Source organism: Phenylobacterium hankyongense (genome assembly GCF_003254505.1).
Classification (GTDB): Bacteria; Pseudomonadota; Alphaproteobacteria; order Caulobacterales; family Caulobacteraceae; genus Phenylobacterium; species Phenylobacterium hankyongense.
In genome coordinates this window covers 1,332,668-1,349,453 of the sequence record NZ_QFYP01000001.1, presented here as the reverse complement: position 1 = coordinate 1,349,453, position 16,786 = coordinate 1,332,668, and the positions used below count along the sequence as shown (strand labels likewise).

Below are 16,786 nucleotides of genomic sequence, written 5' to 3'. Positions count from 1 at the left end.
CGTAAGGCTCGGCCATGCGCAGACCTCCCCGCCCTCTCGCCGCGCGGCGTCCCGAACGGACCCACATCAGCGCCGAGCAGCTGGCTTCGCTCAGCCACGAGTTCCGCACCCCGCTCAACGGGGTGCTGGGCATGGCCCGCCTTTTGGAGGGCACCACCCTCACCGCCGAGCAGCGCGCCTACGCCACCGCCCTGCGGGAAAGCGGCCAGCACCTGCTCACCCTGGTCAACGACGTGCTCGACTTCGCCAAGCTGGGCGCCGGCGCCGTGGACCTGCATGCGGCCCCGGTCGACGTCGAGGCGCTGTTGCGCGGCGTCTGCGAGCTGTTGTCGCCGCGGGCGCGAGAAAAGCGCCTGGAGATCGGCTGGTCGGCGCCGCGCGGCCTGCCCCGGATCCAGGCCGACGAGGGCCGGCTGAAGCAGATCCTGCTGAACTTCGCCGGCAACGCCGTGAAGTTCACGCTCGAAGGCGGCGTCCTGCTGGGCGTCGCCGAAACCGCCGACGGCGCGCTGCGCTTCACGGTCGAGGACACCGGCCCGGGCGTCGCGCCGGCCCAACGCGAACACATCTTCGACGCCTTCGCCCAGGCGCGGGCCGCCGACGCCCAGCTGGGCGGCGCGGGGCTGGGCCTGGCCATCGCGCGCCGCCTCGCCCGGGGCATGGGCGGCGAGGTCGGGTTCGCCGCGGCGCGCGGCGGCGGCGCGGTGTTCTGGTTCGAGGCCGGCTTCCGGCGCCTGCCGGGCGCCCAGGCGCCGGCGCTGCTGGCCGGCCGCACGGTGGGCGTCGCCTCGCCCAGCGCCATCGTCCGCGAGGCCGCGCGGCGCCAGATCCAGGCCTGCGGCGGCCGCGCCGTCACCACCGCCGGCGTCGACGCCCTGGTGGCGCGCACCGGTCCCAAGGACGTCCTGCTGATCGACCACGGCCTGGCGACCGCAGCCTCGACCCTGCGCGCGCCGGCCGACCGCCGCAGCATCGTCCTGCTGGCCCCCGAGGACCGCGACCGCATGGCGCGCTACAAGCGCGCGGGCTTCGCCGGCTACCTGATCAAGCCGCTGCGCCGCGCCTCGCTGGCCGAGCGGGTGCTGATCGCCGCCGGCGCCGCGTCGGAAGCCGAGGCCGCGCCGCAGGACGAGCGGATGGCCGCCGCGGTCGCGCCCGGCGTGCGCGTGCTGCTGGTGGAAGACAATCCGATCAACGCCCTCCTGGCCCGCGCCCTGCTCACCCGCGAAGGCTGCGACGTCGACCACGCCCTGGGCGGCGAGGAGGCGATCGCCGCGGTCAAGGTCGGCGTCTACGACGTCATCCTGATGGACATGCGCATGCCCGGCCTCTCCGGCGAGGAGACCGCGCGGCGGCTGCGGGCCGACGGCGTCGTCACCCCGATCGTGGCGCTGACCGCCAACGCCTTCGACGACGACCGCCAGGCCTGCCTGGCCGCCGGCATGGACGATTACATGGTCAAGCCGCTGTCGCCGGACGTGCTCCGCGCCGCATTGACCCGGTGGACCGGCCGCGTCTGGACGGAAACCACGGCGCGCGCCAAGGTCGGCTGAGCGGAGCGCTGGGGGCGCTCCCCAAGCGAAGGCGCCGCATGACCGCAACCTCGAGCGCTCCGCCGCGCCGCAAGCGCACGGCTATGGAAGTCCTGGCCTCCATCCGCCAGCCCAAGGTGGCGGTGATGCTGGCGCTGGGGTTCTCCTCCGGCCTGCCGTTCCTCCTGACCGGCAACACGCTGGCCTACTGGCTCCGCGACGAAGGCACGAGCCTGAAGGCGATCGGCTTCATCTCCTGGGTCGGCCTCGCCTATTCCCTCAAGGTGTTCTGGGCGCCGGTAGTGGACCGGGTGGACGTGCCGCTGCTGGGCCGGCTCGGGCGGCGACGCGGCTGGATGGCGCTGGCCCAGATCCTGGTGGCCGCCGGCCTCCTGGCGATGGCCATCGTCGGCCCCGCCGGACCCGGAGGCCTGACCGTCATCGGCGCCTTCGCCCTGGTGGCCGCCTTCGCGTCCGCCACCCAGGACATCGTCATCGACGCCTGGCGCATCGAGGCGGCCGCCGACAGCGACGAGCAGGGCCTGCTGTCCTCCGCCGCCGCCCTCGGCTACCGCGCCGCCCTGATCGCCACCGACGCCCTGATCCTGGCGGTCGCCGCGCGCATCGGCTGGGCCGGCTCCTACGTGGTCTTCGCGCTCGCCATGGGCATCGGCCTGGTCGCCACCTGGTTCGCGCTGGAGCCGGCGCGGGCCGACGCGGTGATGCATTCCAAGGCGCCGCTGTGGACGCCGCGCGGCTTCTTCGACGCGGTGGTCGGGCCGTTCATCGACTTCTTCGCCCAGCACAAGACGCTCGGCCTCCTGATGCTGGCGGCCATCGCCATCTACCGGCTGCCCGACTTCGTCATGGGGCCGATGTACAACCCCTATTACCACGACCTCGGGCTGACCAAGGACACGGTGGCCGCCGTCCGCGGCTCGGTGGGTCTGGCGGGCGCCCTGGTCGGCGTGGCGGTCGGCGGCCTGAGCGCGGTGCGCCTCGGGCTCTTCCCGACCCTGATCGTCGGCGCGGTGCTGCAGGGGCTGGGGACCGCCTCCTTCGCCCTCCTCGGCCTCGTCCCCGGCAATGTGGAGGTGTTCGGCGCGGTGATGGCCGGCGACAACTTCGTGCAGGGCTACGCCGGCGTCGCCCTGATCGCCTACATGTCCAGCCTGACCAGCCTCGGCTACACGGCCACGCAATATGCGCTGCTGTCGTCGGCCTACGCCATTCTCGGCAAGTTCCTGAAGGGCTTCTCCGGCGTGGTGGTGGAAGCCCTCGCCGCCCACGGCGGCCTGATGCGCGCCTACGAGACCGCCTTCGTCGGGGCCGGGCTGATCGCCGTCCCGGCGCTGGTGCTGTTCGTCGTCCTCGCCCGCCTGCAGGGCCGGCTCGATGCGCGTACAGCGGCGGCGGCCGCGGCCACCGCCTAGGTCTTCAGGCAGACCACCTGGGCGACGCGCAGGTCGCGGCGCAGGCCGTCGGCCACCCGGCCGTAGTTGTCGGGGGTGATCGCCCCGCCCGGCGCCGCCGCCGGCAGCCGCCGCCCGCCGACCGCCAGCAGTCCGCTCAGGGTGTCGGGCACGGTGGTGTAGATCCGCCCGCGCCGCGGGGCCTCGGCGATGGTGACGCCGACCACCCGGCCGCGCGCGTCCAGCGCCGGCGCGCCGGACAGTCCGCCGAGCGTGCCCTTCAGCCCGTCGGTGCGGCCGGTCTCCGCCCAGACCAGCACCGGCTCGGTGCGCGCGCCGCGGCCGCGCACCACCAGGTTCTCCCGTCCGATCAGCCGCGAGGTGGCCTCGCCCGGCTTGCCTTGCGGGAAGCCCGGATGGAAGGCCCGCTGGCCGCGCCGCAGGCCGGTGGCGAGGTCGAGCGGGAGGGCCGGGCCGCCGCCCTCGGTGGTCAGGATCGCCGCCTCGCCGCGCGGGTCGATCTGCACCCGGGCCTCGACGCCACGGCCGTCGCCGACCACGATGGCCGCCTGCTTGCAGCCGTCGACCACGTGCCGCGCGGTGACCCACACCCCGGAGGAGGCGACGGAGAAGGCGGTGCCCTCGGCCGGTCCGGTCTTGTCGGGCACGTCGACCACCACCGCCGGATCGAACGGCGAGGCCGGCCCCAGCGCCGCGCCCTCGGCCTCGGTGGCGGGCGGCGGCGCCGGCGGCGCGTCGGAGCGTTCGCGCCGACCTATGGCGACGATCAGCAGCGCCACGACCACGGCGGCGTAGATCAGCCAGTCAGGCAGTCGCGGAAAGTGCATGCGCCCGGCGTCAGGCCGCGACGGAGGCGGCGATGATCAGGGCGGTGGAGAGCTTGGCCCCCACCAGCATGGCGGCGGCGGCCATCTCGCCCTCCTGGATACGCCGCGGCAGGCCGTGCAGCACCAGGTCCACGAGGCGGAAGATCAGCAGCTGCACTACCACCGTCGAGGCCCCCCACAGGGCCAGCTCGATCAGGGTGGTGGACGCCTTCAGCGAATAGGCCAGCGGGATCGCCAGGCCGACCATCACCCCGGCCAGCGACACCGCGGCCGCGGCGTTGCCCTGGCGGATAAGGGTGATCTCCCGGTGCGGGGTGAGCAGGACATAGATCGCGGTGGCGGCGAACAGCATCGCCACGCTGACCGAGGCATGCATCAGGGTGACGGGAAACCCGCTGGCGAAGGCCTGGATCTCGGGCGACGGTGTCGGCATGCATTCCCCCGGGCAGCTGCGCCGTCACCGTTAGCACGGCCGGGCGCGGTTGCGGCAGGGGGCGCTACTCGGCGGCGAGCTTGCGCCGGGCGCTGGCGCGCAGCTTCTCGCTCTCGCTCTTCAGCTGGCCGCAGGCGGCGAGGATGTCGCGGCCGCGCGGCGTGCGGATCGGCGAGGCGTAGCCGCCCCGGTTGAGCACCGCGGCGAACCGCTCGATGGTCGCCCAGTCGGAGCACTCGTACTGGCTGCCGGGCCAGGGGTTGAACGGGATCAGGTTGATCTTCGCCGGGATGCCCTTCAGCAGCTGCACCAGGGCCTTGGCCTCGGCGGTGCTGTCGTTGACGCCCTTCAGCATCACGTACTCGAAGGTCACCCGCTTGGCGTTCGACAGTCCCGGATAGGCGCGGATGCCGGCCATCAGCTCGGCCAGCGGGTACTTCCGGTTCAACGGCACCAGCTGTTCGCGCAGCTCGTCGTTGGTGGCGTGCAGGGAGATCGCCAGCATCGCCTGGGTGCGCTCGCCGAGCGGGCCGAGCTCGGGGACCACGCCCGAGGTCGAGACGGTGATCCGCCGCCGCGAGATGGCGATGCCCTCGTTGTCGGCGATGATGTCGATGGCCGCGGCGACGTTGTCCAGATTGTAGAGCGGCTCGCCCATGCCCATGAAGACGATGTTGGAGAGCCGGCGGTCCTCCTTGGGCGAGGGCCATTCGCCAAGGTCGTCGCGGGCGATCTGCACCTGGGCGACGATCTCCGCGGCGCTGAGGTTGCGCACCAGCGCCTGAGTGCCGGTGTGGCAGAAGGTGCAGTTCAGCGTGCAGCCGACCTGGCTTGAGACGCACAGCGCGCCCGCGCGCCCGACGTCGGGGATGTAGACGGTCTCCACCTCGATCCCGGGCGCCATGCGGATCAGCCACTTGCGGGTGCCGTCCTTCGACACCTGCCGCTCGACGACCTCGGGACGGGCCAGCGAGAAGGCCGCGTCCAGCGCCGCGCGGGTCTCCTTGGCGACGTCGGTCATCGCCGCGAACTCGGTGACGCCGTAGTGGTGGATCCAGCGCCACAGCTGCGAGGCCCGCATGCGCGCCTTGTCCGGGCGCACGACCTCGGCCGCCACCAGCGCCTGCGCGAGCTCGGCCCGCGTCAGTCCGGAGAGGTTCGGCTTCACCGGCGTCGCCGGAACGGCCGGCGCGCGCGAAAGGTCAAGGGTCACGCCCAAGGGGAGAAGTCCTTTTGGAGAACGGCCAATATAGGCGAAGGCGGGCGGCTTACCAACTCGCCCCTCCCGGACGCCATCCCCGCCATGACCTCACGCGCGGAAAGGTCGCTTCAAACATCCGTTCGGCTGGGCTAGCGTCCGCGCGGACCAGAACCCGGGAGATGCGGACATGAAGGCGCTGTTGAGCAAGGAAGTCGGCGGCCCCGACACCCTGGTGCTGGAGGACATGCCCGCGCCGCAGGCCAAGCCGGGCTTCGCCGTCGTCTCGGTGAAGGCGGTGGGGGTCAACTTCCCCGACGTGCTGATCATCGAGGACAAGTACCAGTTCAAGCCGCAGCGCCCCTTCGCGCCCGGCGGCGAGGTGGCCGGGATCGTCAAGTCGGTCGGCGAGGGCGTCACCCACGTGAAGCCCGGCGACCGGGTGCTCGGCAACACCGGCTGGGGCGGCATGGCCGAGGAGATCGCGCTGGAGGCCGCGCGGCTGGTGAAGATCCCCGACGCCATGCCGTTCGACGACGCGGCGGCCTTCATCATGACCTACGGCACCAGCTACCACGCGCTGAAGGACCGGGCGGACCTGCAGCCCGGCCAGACCCTGCTGGTGCTGGGCGCGGCCGGCGGCGTCGGCCTGGCCGCCGTCGAGCTCGGCAAGGTGATGGGCGCGCGGGTGGTCGCGGCCGCCTCCTCCGAGGAGAAGGTCGAGCTCTGCAAGCGCCATGGCGCCGACGGCGGCGTGGTCTACGGCCGCGGGCCCTTCGACCGCGACGGCCAGAAGCAGCTCTCCGAACAGTTCAAGGCCGCCACCGGCCCGAACGGCGCCGATGTCATCTACGACCCCATCGGCGACGACTACGCCGAGCCGGCGCTGCGCGCCATCGCCTGGGAGGGCAAGTACCTGGTGGTCGGCTTCGCCGCCGGCGCCATCCCCAAGATCCCACTGAACCTCGCCCTGCTGAAGGGCTGCGACATCGTCGGCGTGTTCTGGGGCGGCTGGGTCGCCAAGAACCCCGAGCGCCACCGCCAGAGCGTCGCCGAGCTGCTGGCGCTCTACGAACAGGGCAAGATCAAGCCCTTCGTCTCCGAACGCTTCCCCCTGGCGCGCGCCGCCGACGCCATCCGCCACCTCGCCAGCCGCAAGGCCATGGGCAAGGTGGTGGTGACCATCGACTGAAGCGCCGCCTCGTCATCACCCGGCTCGTCCGGGTGATCCATCCCGGAGCCGGCCCTCATCAGCCGAGGGCGGCGCGTTGGGCTGGATGGCCCGGACGCGCCGGGCCATGACGACAGTAATGTTGTTGGCCGGCGTCGGCGGCGTTACTGATCTGCGATAACCAACAACGGGGAGGCCGCCATGGCCGGTCGTCTGCAAGGCAAGGTCGCGGTGATCACCGGAGGGGTCTCCGGCATCGGCCTGGGCACGGTGGAGCTGTTCGCGGCCGAGGGCTGCCAGGTCGTCGCCGCCGACATCCAGGACGAGAAGGGCCGCATGCTCGAGCAGCGGTTCCCCGGCCAGGTCCGCTACGCCCACTGCGACGTCACCAGCGAGGCGGAGATCGCCGCGGCGCTCGGCCTGGCGAAGTCGGAGTTCGGCGGCCTCGACATCCTGTTCAACAACGCCGGCATCTCCGACAGCATGCGGCTGATCCCGGAGATCGAAGCCGACCGCTGGAGCTGGATCTTCGACCTTTTGGTGCGTGGCCCGGCGCTGGGCATGAAGCACGCCATGCCGCTGATGCTGGAGCGCGGCGGCGGCTCGATCATCAACACCGCCTCGATCGCCGGCCTGCAGGCGGGCTGGGGCCCGATCGCCTACTCCTCGGCCAAGGCCGCGGTGATCCACCTGAGCCGCTGCGCCGCGGCGCAGCTGTCGCCGCAGAAGATCCGCGTCAACGCCATCTGCCCGGGCCTGATCGCCACCTCGATCTTCGGCGCCTCCTTCGGCCTGCCGCGCGAGGTCGCCGACCAGATGGCCGCGCGGATCGTCGAGCATGCGCCGACGGTCCAGCCGGTGCCGAAGGCCGGCATGCCCGAGGACATCGCCCAGGCGGCGCTCTACCTGGCCTCGGACGCCTCGGCCTTCGTGTCGGGGACCCACATCGTGGTCGACGGCGGCATCACCGTCGGCGCCCGCCACGCCTGGGACGCCGAGGCCGGCTCGCCGTTCATGGCCCTGTTCGGCGACCTGGCGCCGGCCAGCGCCGGCTAGGCCGCTACTCGCCCTCGGCCAGCTCGCGGGCCTCTTCCGGCAGCATGATCGGCACGCCGTCGCGGATCGGATAGGCGAGCTTGGCGCCGCGGCTGATCAGCTCGCCCTTGGCGCGGTCGAACTCCAGCGGCCCGTGGGTCACCGGACAGACCAGCACCTCCAGCAGGCGCGGGTCGACGTCGACCTCGGGGAAGGGTGTCTCGGGGGTCTGGGGGACGCTGGCGCCGGTGTCACTCATGGCGCCCACCTCTACTGCAGGGAGTGGCCTTCGTCATCGCCGTCTTCCATGGAGTCGATCTCCAGTAGGGTGGTCAGGGCGTCGAACCGGCCGGTGAGGTCCGGGGCCTCCAGCAGCGCCTGCTTCTCCGCCGGCTCGAACGGCAGGCCCATGGCCAGGCTGTTGACGAGGGCCTCGAGCGGGGCGGTGTTGGCGGTCTCCCAGTCGATGTCCAGCTCGCGGCGGTTCAGGTAGCGCTTCAGCGCCTTGGCGAAGCGGCCGCGCGTCGATTCCGCCGCCTTGGCCTCCTCGTCGCGGTCGAGGTCACCCTCGAAGCGGTCGTAGCGGGCCTTCAGCTGGCGGTAGGGCGTCTGGATCGCCAGCTCCTCGCCGGCCTCGAACCGGCAGACGCCGGTCAGGGTGATCAGGTAGCGGCCGTCGGAGGTCTCCGCATAGCTGGTGATGCGGCCGGCGCAGCCCACGTGGGCCAGCGGCGGGCGCACCCGCTCGCCGCCCGCCCGGGTCTGGATCATGCCGATCACCCGGTCCCCGGCCATCACGTCGTCGACCATGTTGAGGTAGCGCGGCTCGAAGATCTGCAGCGGCAGCTCGCCGCCGGGAAGCAGCAGGGCCCCGTCGAGCGGGAAGACCGGGATCACCTGCGGCAGGTCCGCCGCGCGCCGATAGCCCGGCATGCGCGCCTCCCTAGCTGAACAGGACGGTGGAGAGTCGGCGGCGACCCTGCTTGGCCACGTCGGACATCGGGCCGGCGGCCTCGAAGACGGTCAGCAGCTGCTTGCGCGCCGCGTCGTCGTTCCAGGCGCGGTCCCGCTCGATGATGGTCAGCAGGTTGTCGGCGGCCTCCTCAAAGCGGCCCTGGCCGGCCAGCGCCTTGGCGAGCTCGAAGCGCGCCTCATGGTCGTCGGGGTTGGCGCCCAGCCGGGCCTCGAACTCGGCGGTGTCGGAGGGCGCCGCGTCGGCCAGCGCCAGGGCGGCGCGCACGCTGTCGAGGTCGGGGTCCTTGGCGTCGGCCGGAGCCATCTCCAGGATCTCCCGGGCCCGCTCGGCGTCGCCGCCGGCCAGGTAGACCCGGGCCAGCCCGCCCAGCGCCTTCACGTTGGCAGGGTCTTCCTGCAGCACCTGGGCGTAGGCCTGGGCCGCGCCGCCGAGGTCGCCGAGCTCCAGGGACTCCCGGGCCAGCGTCAGGAGGTCGTCCAGCCCGTCCCCCGGCGCGCCGGCGCCCTGTTTGGCCAGGCGGTCGACGAACTGCTTCACCTGGCTGTCCGGCAGCGCGCCCATGAAGCCGTCCACCGGCCGGCCGTCAACGAAGGCGAACACCGCCGGGATCGACTGCACGCGCAGCTGGCCGGCGAAGGCCGGGTTCTTGTCGATGTCCACCTTGACCAGCTTCACCGCCCCCTTGGCGGCGGTGACGGCCTTTTCCAGCGCCGGGCCCAGCTGGCGGCACGGGCCGCACCAGGTGGCCCAGAAGTCGACGATCACCGGCTGGACCTTGGAGGCCTCCACCACGTCGGCGACGAAGCTCGCGTCGGTGCCCTCCTTGATGATGTCGCCGCCCGGCTTGCCGGTGGTTTCTCCGATCAGGCTCATGCTCTCGCCCTCAATCCATCCTGCTCAAAACGCCCGCCCCCACAGATGGTCGCAAGCGCCGGCCGCTTCAACGGACCGCTTCGCCCGCGGCCACCTGCATCTGCGTGAAATCCACCACCAGCGGCGTCACGCCGACCGCCGCCAGGAAGCTCCGCAGGCCCTGCGCCGTCACCGTGGTGGTGGCGGTGTTGGTGAGCGGATGGAAGTTCACGCTGGCCGCGTCGGCCAGCACCTTATCCAGCACGAAGCGCACGCGGTGGTCACTGTCGTTGATCAGCCCGAAGGCGGTCACCGAGCCCGGCGTCACGCCCAGCGCCTCCAGCATCAGCGCCTCGTTGCCGAACGACAGCCGCGCCGAGCCGATCACCGGGTGCAGGCGCTTGAGGTCGATGACCGTGCGGTCGGCGGCGGAGATCAGCCACAGCTGACCCTTGGCGTCCTTCAGGAACAGGTTCTTGGTGTGCGCGCCGGGAATCGCCGCCTTGACGTCCTCGCCCTCGCCGACCCGGAACACCGCCGGGTGGTCGTGCGTGGTGTGGGCCACCCCGATCGTGTCGAGGAAGGCCATGAGGTCGGCGCGGCTCTTCATGTCCGCCCACATAGCCGAACTGGACGGGAAGGCCACCGCCTCCTAGAGGTCGGCGATCAGACCCGAAGGTTCGAGAGCGTCATGGAACTGGAGTGCTACCCCACCTCGGAACGGCCGCCGGAGATCGTCGCCGGCCGCCCGCAGCGCGCCTGGATGGACCGCTTCGCCGAGCGCCATCCCTACCGCTGCCTGCCGCTGACCATGGCCAACACCTCCGGCTGGGAGCTGCTCTGCCCGATCGCCTTCACCGCGGAGTGGAACGGCGGCACGCACCAGCAGGACATCACGCTGCGCCCCGACAACCCGCACCCGGACTTCCACAAGCTGGCCCAGAGCCACTTCAGCCACGGGGTGCTCACCTTCCACTCCGGCTACCTGTTCCGCACGCCGCCGGAGTGGTCGATGTGGGTGATGGGCCCGCCCAACCACATCAAGGACGGCATCCAGCCGCTGGAGGGCGTGGTGGAGACCGACTGGCTGCCCTTCCCCTTCACCATGAACTGGCACTTCACCCGGCCGGGCAAGGTGCGCTTCGAGAAGGGCGAGCCGTTCTGCTTCATCACCCTGTTGCAGGACAAGCCGCTGCACGAGATCCAGCCGGTGATCCGGCGGATGGATTCCAACCCCGAGCTGCGCCACCAGTACGACGTCTGGGAGAAGCACCGCAGCGAGTTCAACCAGAAGATCTTCCGCCAGGACCCCGAGGCCACCAAGGAGGCCTGGCAGCGCTACTACTTCAAGGGCGAGTTCCCCGAGGAGGTCGCGCCGGCCCCGCAGGGCCACGTCAACAAGCGCCGGCTGAAGACCCCCAGATTCGGCGGGTAGCCGGCTTGCCAAGGGTTTGACCCTCTGCCATAAGCCGCCTCTCGAATTTTCGGGGTCGCCCGGTGGGCAAACTCCGAGGAGCGCGGGCGTAGCTCAGTGGTAGAGCACAACCTTGCCAAGGTTGGGGTCGAGAGTTCGAATCTCTTCGCCCGCTCCATAATTCGAGAGCGGAAAGACCAAGGAAAATTAGGGCCTTAGGGCCCTTCGGGGCCAGCCTTAGACTGGCCCTTCCGGTGCGCCGAGGCGACCCGGTTGCAGCTCGGTTGCAACTCAGCCGAAGACCTAGCCGTCGGGATATTCGACCCCCATCCAGTCTTCATAAACTTTGCCGAAGCTCTCGGTCAGCGCGGCGATCCGTTGGTGCGCGTCGATGAGGGGAGCGGGATCCTGTCCGATATATCGGTAACCAACTCCCAGTCGCAGCTGTAGGCAGGTATGCACGTCTGAGATTAAGCGCACGCCGTGCGCGAGCAAGATTGCGTCCCGACGCGCTTCATCGCGACGGTCGCGGTCCAATGGCACTGCCGTCCCTACGATGTCTGCGTGTAGAATGTGGCTGGCCATGGCGTATCCGTCAGCTAGCCCCGTGAAGCCGCTGAATAGCGGATCCTCCGACCTGCTGAGCTCGCCGATGAGCCCTGTAAATCCCCACTTCGTCTCCAGGGCGCGTCGCATCGCTTTGGGGTAGCGACTCGATATCTCTGCGCGCTCCTCCTCCGAGAGCAGGCGATCACGGTAGGGCCGCCAGCTTTTGTGATCATTTTCCGGCATGATGCCGATCAAATCAGCGACCTTGGTGTGACCCTTCAAGAGCGCGATTTGGAATAGGTCGTGACGGTATTGCTGGTGGCGCTCCTCAAACGTCGCGGGGCTTTGCAGCAAGTACGCGCTCTTCAGCGACCCCTCAAAGGCCGAGCGGACCAAAACTTCAGCGTCCCACAGCTGTCCGTAGGCGACGAGTAAGAGAGCGCTCTCGCTTGCTCGGGCACATGCCGACAGTAGAAATCCGAGCGTCTCGCGTTCTTCGGCTTTCCAACCTGGGTGGCGGGCCACGGGTGACATCAGCGGCAGAAGGTTGCGCGTCAGAAGTAAACCCGCCTCCGACCAGCCGCGCAATTTCCCGTACACGTCCTCCGAATACACGGTGGCTCTCCGTCTTGCCTACCTGTCGCTACTCTGCGTCGACTTCTTGTATCGAGGAGGCATCGACGATCTTCGGAAGGTTTTCGGCGACGGCCAACACGGTTGACGCGGCTCCACGAGCTGCCATTCGCCGAAAGTCGTCGAGAAACTCTCCGAGACCCTCGCCGCCGCCAGCCTGATCCCGGAGGCTACGAAGCGAGTGCTCGTATCCAAGCAGCATGATGCGCATGCCCAGAATATATTTTTCGGTGACTACCTCCCTTGCGACGGCACCGCGTTGAGAGAGCCGATATCGGAGGTGGTAGGCGTTGTCGTAATTGATCTTGTAGATCACCTCGCCGTCGCCGAGATCGACGATTTCACCGCCGTCATGTTCGCTGAAGCCCTCAGGCCAACGCTCCACCGCATGCCCATCGACGCTGCGTCCGTCCTTCGTCAACAGGACGCATCGCGGGAGACCGCGAGTTGGTCCCGCTTCTGTAGCGCCGCCGGCCCGCGGCCGAGGTTGTCCATCGGTCGTTGAGGGCTTCTTCGGCGTGTCATCAGCCGCCTCAGCGACAATCCGGATTTCAGTTGGTGAACTGAAGACCGGCTCGGGGAGGCCTTCGTCGACCAACCCAATGCGCCCCTGCACCACGTCGCCAATCTGCACCCTATCTCCCGACGGCGTCAGATGGATGCTTAGGCGACCGTCTCGAAGGTGTTCTCTTACGGAGAATCGCTCTCGGAGAGCGTCGTCCAAGACCACTCTTCCGGGATTGTCCGGCCTTTGGAGGTAACCGTTTTCCACGTCGGTCGTGGCGTTCAAGATCCTCGTTCGGTTGAGAGGCACTTCCAGTCCACGGCCGGAACGATCGTCCAGAGTAAGAAAGGTGGGGCTGTATTCACCTGAATAAGACGCTCTCTCACCATTTCCGCCGCCGTCGCCACCGCCACCGCTCGGCACTCGGATGCTTGGGTCGCGGCTCGATAGAAGCCCCGCTAATGTCGGGTCTTTATCGACAAGTTTCTGGAATAGAGCATTGCTCTCGGCCTGCGCCGCCCTTTCGAGTTCCTCGTAGGCGATCCGGACCTGAAGGTCGCGCAGGGCATCTGATTCCCGGATGGTTCGGGTCACCAGGTCGAGGTAGTGCTCACCATCTTGGGTATTCGAGATGTGCTCGCGGTCGCCCTTCCAAACTTCATTGTGGGCGGCGAATGATAAGCCGCTGGCGTCTACGAGGATGACGACACGATCCTTGAGCGCAGGAAAGCCGCAGGTCTGAGAGATGTAGCCGCGGCTCTGCTTGTATTGAACCTGACCGTTGACGGCATGGAAAACGCGGCTGTTAGAATTTTGCGGCCGGAGCCACCCGGGAAGATCTCTCTTCAGGCTAACTGCGCTGATTGTAACCTCTCCGAGGTTCGGCTCTGTAAATCTGCCGACGAAGAGCTTTCCGGTTCCCGCGGCGTCATCCTCGCCCTCAAGGTCCTCTTCGCGATGGGAATTGAGAAGGAGAAACTCCATTCCGTAGAACGGCCGGGCGTCTACGCCGAGCGCTCGATCGCCCCCGCGCTTTGGTTCGGGCTTCTGCCGAAGGTCCAAAATCCGAAACGGTAGAATGGTCTCGGCCAGATTCTCGTTTAGGGCGTCACGCGCGCCCTTAAAGCTCAGAAAGCGGCTGCCGACCTGGTAGTCAAACAGCTTGATGATCGTGCCTGTCGTCAGGTGCACACCGTCGTACCGCTTCCGCTCGACGGTGTGGAACGGATAGAGCGTGGGCGCCTCGAAGCGGGGAATCTCACCGCCGGGCATCACGAAGTATTCTGCGACGGGCATCCTGTCTCGGTCGCCCGGCCGGCGGCGCATGAGGGTCCAGCCCCAGCCGCCTTCACCGTCAAAGCGACGGGACACGATGAGCTTGTACCAACGCCGTCCGCAGTAGCGGAGCACGCCGGAAGAGCCCATGTTGAACTTGCCCTGGACGAACGGGATGCTCTTCTTGTTACCTGCGCTGAGAGAAAGGAAAGTATTCTCGAAGTTGTCCGGGTGCTGCCCTTCGCCGTTATCGACAAATGTGTAGCAAGGAAGCCCTTCGCTTTTGGACTTCGCACCGGTGATGCCGATAGCTAGATTCTTTTGGGCAAAGTCGCGAAGCCAAGGGTCGCGATGATCCAGATTGATCAATTTGCCGCCCCTCAGATTCTTTATGAGGAGATCGACCGCTTCGTACATGGTCTGCGGCGCTGACGGACTCTTGGGGTCCATACCCCGAGCCAGTGCATGCTTGAGAAGCACGGCGTCCACCATGTTGGTCATCAGCTCGGTCAGCGCTTTGCCGCCGTCTGACGCCTGATTGCTCGTTACGTTGAAGTTGGTTTCTCGTCCGTCGAGAGGCCGCCAGTTGGCGGGATCGCTCATCGCGGGCCAGCTCGCCACAATGATGGCGGCATCGGCTTCGCTTTCAGCAGCAAGAAGACGAAGGCAGATTTCCTTCTGTATCACTCCGACTATCTTCCATTCTGAGGTCGTATCGGTTGGCGTTCCGGGCACCGGGGGGTCGCGGACTGCGACTTGCGCCAAACCCGCCGGTCAGTGGACGCAAATTTCGGCAGTCCGTCCTTGCGTGGCACGAGCCGCGGCTTCCGCAAATGGGCGCCAGCGCGCGTGCCGACTCCCACCCCTAGCTTCACCGTAAAATGCACCCCCTAGCCACGCAATACCTTGCCCGAATCACTCTTCTCAGCAAAATTCTCAGGTTGAGTTGCTGCGCGCTGTTGGCGACGCCGTGATCCGTCGGAGAACATTACGTGTCACGCAAGGCCCGCAGAATCACGAGAAGCGCCCGAGCCGCCGGCATCCCAACATCAAAGATCCGACGCTGGAAGCGCAACGCCACCCGCGAGCCGTTGCTCAGCAGCGCGAGCGCCCGCGTTAAACTACGCGCTCGCGGGGGCGTGAGCGAGGCGCCTGACCATGCTGGTAGCCCAGACGCCGCGGCGGTCGGCAAAGCCCCACGGTTCTTTGCGGTGGATTTCTTTTGCGGTGCGGGAGGGACAACTCGCGGCCTGATCGACGCCGACGGCTATGTGATTGCGGGCATCGACAAGGAAGCCCGTTGCGCAAAAACATATGTCGACAACAATCCGAACAAGACCCTGGATGAAGCTGAGCCGCTGTATCTTCAATACGACATCTTTCCGAAGAGCGATGTTTATCCCGAAGGTCAGCAAGAAGATCTTGGTGCAAAGCTTGCGGAGCTAATTCCCCAACATAGAGCGAAAGCAAAAAGTGCTCCCCTGCTTTTCGCTATTTGCGCTCCGTGCCAACCGTTTACTACATTGGCGCGGAAGGAACTCAGCGATGATCGTAAAGCAAAACGCGACCGCGACAGTAATTTGTTGTCGGAAGCAGCGACCTTCGTTGAGCGATTCAAGCCTGAGCTTGTGCTTTCGGAGAACGTTGCAGGAATTAAAGACCCACGCTACGGCGGCATCTGGCAAGAATTTCGGGATCGGCTGGAGGCGCTCGGGTATGTGACCGGCAGCAGGCTAGTCTGCACCTCTAAGTTCGGCGTTCCACAGTATCGGAAGCGGTCGATCCTGATCGCCGTCCGAAGAGATCTGGTCAGCCCGGAACGACTTTCTGACCTGATCGGGACCGAACTAATCGTGCCGGAAGCGGATCCCGACGCGACGATAATGACTGTACAGGAGGCAATCGGACATCTGCCACCGCTTACAGCTGGCGCCATGCATGAAACTCTCCCGAATCACAAAACACGTTCCCTAAGCGAACTGAACCAAAAGCGGCTAGGCGCTGCGTTACCCGGTGAGAGCAATCTCTACTTGGAAAGCACAGAGCATGGCGATCTAAGTTTGGATTGTCATAAGCGTGTAAATACGCGCCTCTCAGATCGCTGCTTTACGGACGTATACACGCGGATGCGCCCCAATCGCCCTTCACCAACGATCACAACACGCTGTCACAGCATTTCTAACGGGCGCTTCGGACACTACGATGTGAAGCAGGTGCGAGGCATCTCGTTGCGGGAAGCGGCGGCGCTCCAGTCCTTTCCCGATGACTATGTGTTTTATCCGAAAGAGATGATCGAGCCCGTCGCGAGAATGATTGGGAACGCGGTGCCCCCTAAGCTTGCGAAGTATTTTGCAGGCTACCTTATTGATTGTGTTAAGGCGGACGCCGACGCTGCTCTCTAAGGGCGCTAAGCCGAACGATCAAACCGGCGGTTCCATCAGCTAGGCAGCACGTCCAGACCGTATGTACCTCCCAACCCAGTGCCTCTAGCTGAATTTTCGCGGCCGCGTCGCGAGCGATGTTCCGGTCAATCTTCTGGTCCCAGAATGCCGTATTGGTTTGCGGCCGGCGGCCCCGCGTACACTCGTGGCCGTGCCAAAAGCACCCATGGACAAATACCGCCGCACGATAAGCAGGGAGGGCGATATCCGGCCGCCCCGGAAGATCACGCCTGTGAAGGCTGAAACGGAAGCCCGACGCGTGTAGACGCCTACGAACTGCCATCTCCGGTCCAGTGTTTTTGTTTGCGACACGGGCCATGTTGGCAGAACGTTGAGCTGTCGTGACCCTATCGACCATGGCCCGGAGATACCTTGGAATGAGCGGTCGCAACTGGAGCCGCGAAGAGTTGATTTTGGCTCTTGCTCTGTACTTCGTCATCGCGCCGCGCGCACCGTCTCCAACGGAAGAGGCAGTTCTGCGGCTAAGCGAGGGACTGAGGTACCTCAACCCG

At 67.4% G+C, this 16,786-nt stretch carries 16 protein-coding genes and 1 tRNA gene; 7 read left to right on the top strand and 10 right to left on the bottom strand.

What is annotated here, in order from left to right; translation table 11 throughout:
* Positions 1–14 precede the first annotated feature (14 nt).
* Positions 15–1,553: a response regulator gene (locus tag DJ021_RS06505; RefSeq protein WP_111456771.1), complete on the top strand. Its 1,539-nt coding sequence runs from the start codon at positions 15–17 to the stop codon at positions 1,551–1,553.
* A gap of 38 nt (positions 1,554–1,591) precedes the next feature.
* Positions 1,592–2,965: an AmpG family muropeptide MFS transporter gene (locus tag DJ021_RS06500; protein WP_111456770.1), complete on the top strand. Its 1,374-nt coding sequence runs from the start codon at positions 1,592–1,594 to the stop codon at positions 2,963–2,965.
* On the opposite strand, the gene DJ021_RS06495 is transcribed toward DJ021_RS06500, so the two are convergent.
* From DJ021_RS06495 to rlmN, 3 genes are all read right to left on the bottom strand, one after another.
* Positions 2,962–3,792, bottom strand: coding sequence for a S1 family peptidase (locus tag DJ021_RS06495; RefSeq protein ID WP_111456769.1), 831 nt, complete (start codon positions 3,790–3,792; stop codon positions 2,962–2,964). The two genes, DJ021_RS06500 and DJ021_RS06495, sit on opposite strands and share 4 nt — an antisense overlap.
* Before the next feature lie 10 nt (positions 3,793–3,802).
* On the bottom strand, positions 3,803–4,225 hold the full coding sequence (locus tag DJ021_RS06490) for a DUF350 domain-containing protein (RefSeq protein WP_111456768.1): 423 nt from the start codon (positions 4,223–4,225) through the stop codon (positions 3,803–3,805).
* Between the two features lie 64 nt (positions 4,226–4,289).
* Entirely contained in the window at positions 4,290–5,444 is a 1,155-nt protein-coding gene (gene rlmN, locus DJ021_RS06485) for a dual-specificity RNA methyltransferase RlmN (protein WP_111456767.1), read from the bottom strand.
* A 169-nt stretch (positions 5,445–5,613) separates the two neighbouring features.
* Between rlmN and DJ021_RS06480 the strand changes: the two genes are divergently transcribed.
* Together DJ021_RS06480 and DJ021_RS06475 are read left to right on the top strand one after the other, a co-directional pair.
* Positions 5,614–6,615, top strand: coding sequence for an NADPH:quinone oxidoreductase family protein (locus DJ021_RS06480; protein WP_111456766.1), 1,002 nt, complete (start codon positions 5,614–5,616; stop codon positions 6,613–6,615).
* A 180-nt stretch (positions 6,616–6,795) separates the two neighbouring features.
* Positions 6,796–7,650: an SDR family NAD(P)-dependent oxidoreductase gene (locus DJ021_RS06475; RefSeq protein ID WP_111456765.1), complete on the top strand. Its 855-nt coding sequence runs from the start codon at positions 6,796–6,798 to the stop codon at positions 7,648–7,650.
* A 4-nt stretch (positions 7,651–7,654) separates the two neighbouring features.
* Here the strand turns inward: DJ021_RS06475 and DJ021_RS06470 are convergent, their stop codons facing one another.
* From DJ021_RS06470 to DJ021_RS06455, 4 genes are all read right to left on the bottom strand, one after another.
* Positions 7,655–7,888, bottom strand: a complete 234-nt coding sequence (locus DJ021_RS06470; RefSeq protein ID WP_111459003.1) for a Trm112 family protein — start codon at positions 7,886–7,888, stop codon at positions 7,655–7,657.
* Positions 7,889–7,899: 11 nt separating this feature from the next.
* A complete protein-coding gene (locus DJ021_RS06465; RefSeq protein ID WP_111456764.1) occupies positions 7,900–8,562 on the bottom strand; it encodes an LON peptidase substrate-binding domain-containing protein in 663 nt (220 codons plus the stop codon).
* Positions 8,563–8,572: 10 nt separating this feature from the next.
* Positions 8,573–9,478, bottom strand: coding sequence for a thioredoxin family protein (locus tag DJ021_RS06460; RefSeq protein ID WP_111456763.1), 906 nt, complete (start codon positions 9,476–9,478; stop codon positions 8,573–8,575).
* 67 nt (positions 9,479–9,545) lie between these two features.
* Complete coding sequence (locus DJ021_RS06455) at positions 9,546–10,067, bottom strand: prolyl-tRNA synthetase associated domain-containing protein (protein ID WP_111459002.1); 522 nt, start codon at positions 10,065–10,067, stop codon at positions 9,546–9,548.
* Positions 10,068–10,148: 81 nt separating this feature from the next.
* Between DJ021_RS06455 and DJ021_RS06450 the strand changes: the two genes are divergently transcribed.
* Positions 10,149–10,892 (top strand): DUF6065 family protein, encoded by a 744-nt coding sequence (locus DJ021_RS06450; protein ID WP_111456762.1) that lies wholly within the window; start codon positions 10,149–10,151, stop codon positions 10,890–10,892.
* Between the two features lie 82 nt (positions 10,893–10,974).
* Positions 10,975–11,049, top strand: a tRNA-Gly gene (locus DJ021_RS06445).
* A 125-nt stretch (positions 11,050–11,174) separates the two neighbouring features.
* Here DJ021_RS06445 and DJ021_RS06440 read toward each other — a convergent pair.
* Both DJ021_RS06440 and DJ021_RS06435 read right to left on the bottom strand, forming a co-directional pair.
* A complete protein-coding gene (locus DJ021_RS06440; protein WP_133254956.1) occupies positions 11,175–12,035 on the bottom strand; it encodes a DUF5677 domain-containing protein in 861 nt (286 codons plus the stop codon).
* A gap of 28 nt (positions 12,036–12,063) precedes the next feature.
* Complete coding sequence (locus tag DJ021_RS06435; protein WP_133254955.1) at positions 12,064–14,520, bottom strand: hypothetical protein; 2,457 nt, start codon at positions 14,518–14,520, stop codon at positions 12,064–12,066.
* A gap of 305 nt (positions 14,521–14,825) precedes the next feature.
* Between DJ021_RS06435 and DJ021_RS06430 the strand changes: the two genes are divergently transcribed.
* Positions 14,826–16,235 carry a DNA cytosine methyltransferase gene (locus tag DJ021_RS06430; protein ID WP_111456759.1) on the top strand — a complete coding sequence of 470 codons (1,410 nt, stop codon included), beginning with the start codon at positions 14,826–14,828 and terminating at the stop codon, positions 16,233–16,235.
* On the opposite strand, the gene DJ021_RS06425 is transcribed toward DJ021_RS06430, so the two are convergent.
* Positions 16,207–16,632 (bottom strand): very short patch repair endonuclease, encoded by a 426-nt coding sequence (locus DJ021_RS06425; protein WP_111456758.1) that lies wholly within the window; start codon positions 16,630–16,632, stop codon positions 16,207–16,209. The genes DJ021_RS06430 and DJ021_RS06425 overlap by 29 nt on opposite strands.
* Between the last annotated feature and the right edge of the window lie 154 nt (positions 16,633–16,786).

Excerpts from the sequence above, each read along its gene's own strand:
- DJ021_RS06455 (WP_111459002.1), bottom strand. The coding sequence starts at position 10,067 with ATGAAGAGCCGCGCCGACCTCATGGCCTTCCTCGACACGATCGGGGTG.
- DJ021_RS06470 (WP_111459003.1), bottom strand. The coding sequence starts at position 7,888 with ATGAGTGACACCGGCGCCAGCGTCCCCCAGACCCCCGAGACACCCTTC.
- DJ021_RS06460 (WP_111456763.1), bottom strand. The coding sequence starts at position 9,478 with ATGAGCCTGATCGGAGAAACCACCGGCAAGCCGGGCGGCGACATCATC.
- DJ021_RS06490 (WP_111456768.1), bottom strand. The coding sequence starts at position 4,225 with ATGCCGACACCGTCGCCCGAGATCCAGGCCTTCGCCAGCGGGTTTCCC.
- DJ021_RS06495 (WP_111456769.1), bottom strand. The coding sequence starts at position 3,792 with ATGCACTTTCCGCGACTGCCTGACTGGCTGATCTACGCCGCCGTGGTC.
- DJ021_RS06480 (WP_111456766.1), top strand. The coding sequence starts at position 5,614 with ATGAAGGCGCTGTTGAGCAAGGAAGTCGGCGGCCCCGACACCCTGGTG.
- DJ021_RS06505 (WP_111456771.1), top strand. The coding sequence starts at position 15 with ATGCGCAGACCTCCCCGCCCTCTCGCCGCGCGGCGTCCCGAACGGACC.
- DJ021_RS06465 (WP_111456764.1), bottom strand. The coding sequence starts at position 8,562 with ATGCCGGGCTATCGGCGCGCGGCGGACCTGCCGCAGGTGATCCCGGTC.
- DJ021_RS06500 (WP_111456770.1), top strand. The coding sequence starts at position 1,592 with ATGACCGCAACCTCGAGCGCTCCGCCGCGCCGCAAGCGCACGGCTATG.
- DJ021_RS06425 (WP_111456758.1), bottom strand. The coding sequence starts at position 16,632 with ATGGTCGATAGGGTCACGACAGCTCAACGTTCTGCCAACATGGCCCGT.
- DJ021_RS06475 (WP_111456765.1), top strand. The coding sequence starts at position 6,796 with ATGGCCGGTCGTCTGCAAGGCAAGGTCGCGGTGATCACCGGAGGGGTC.
- DJ021_RS06450 (WP_111456762.1), top strand. The coding sequence starts at position 10,149 with ATGGAACTGGAGTGCTACCCCACCTCGGAACGGCCGCCGGAGATCGTC.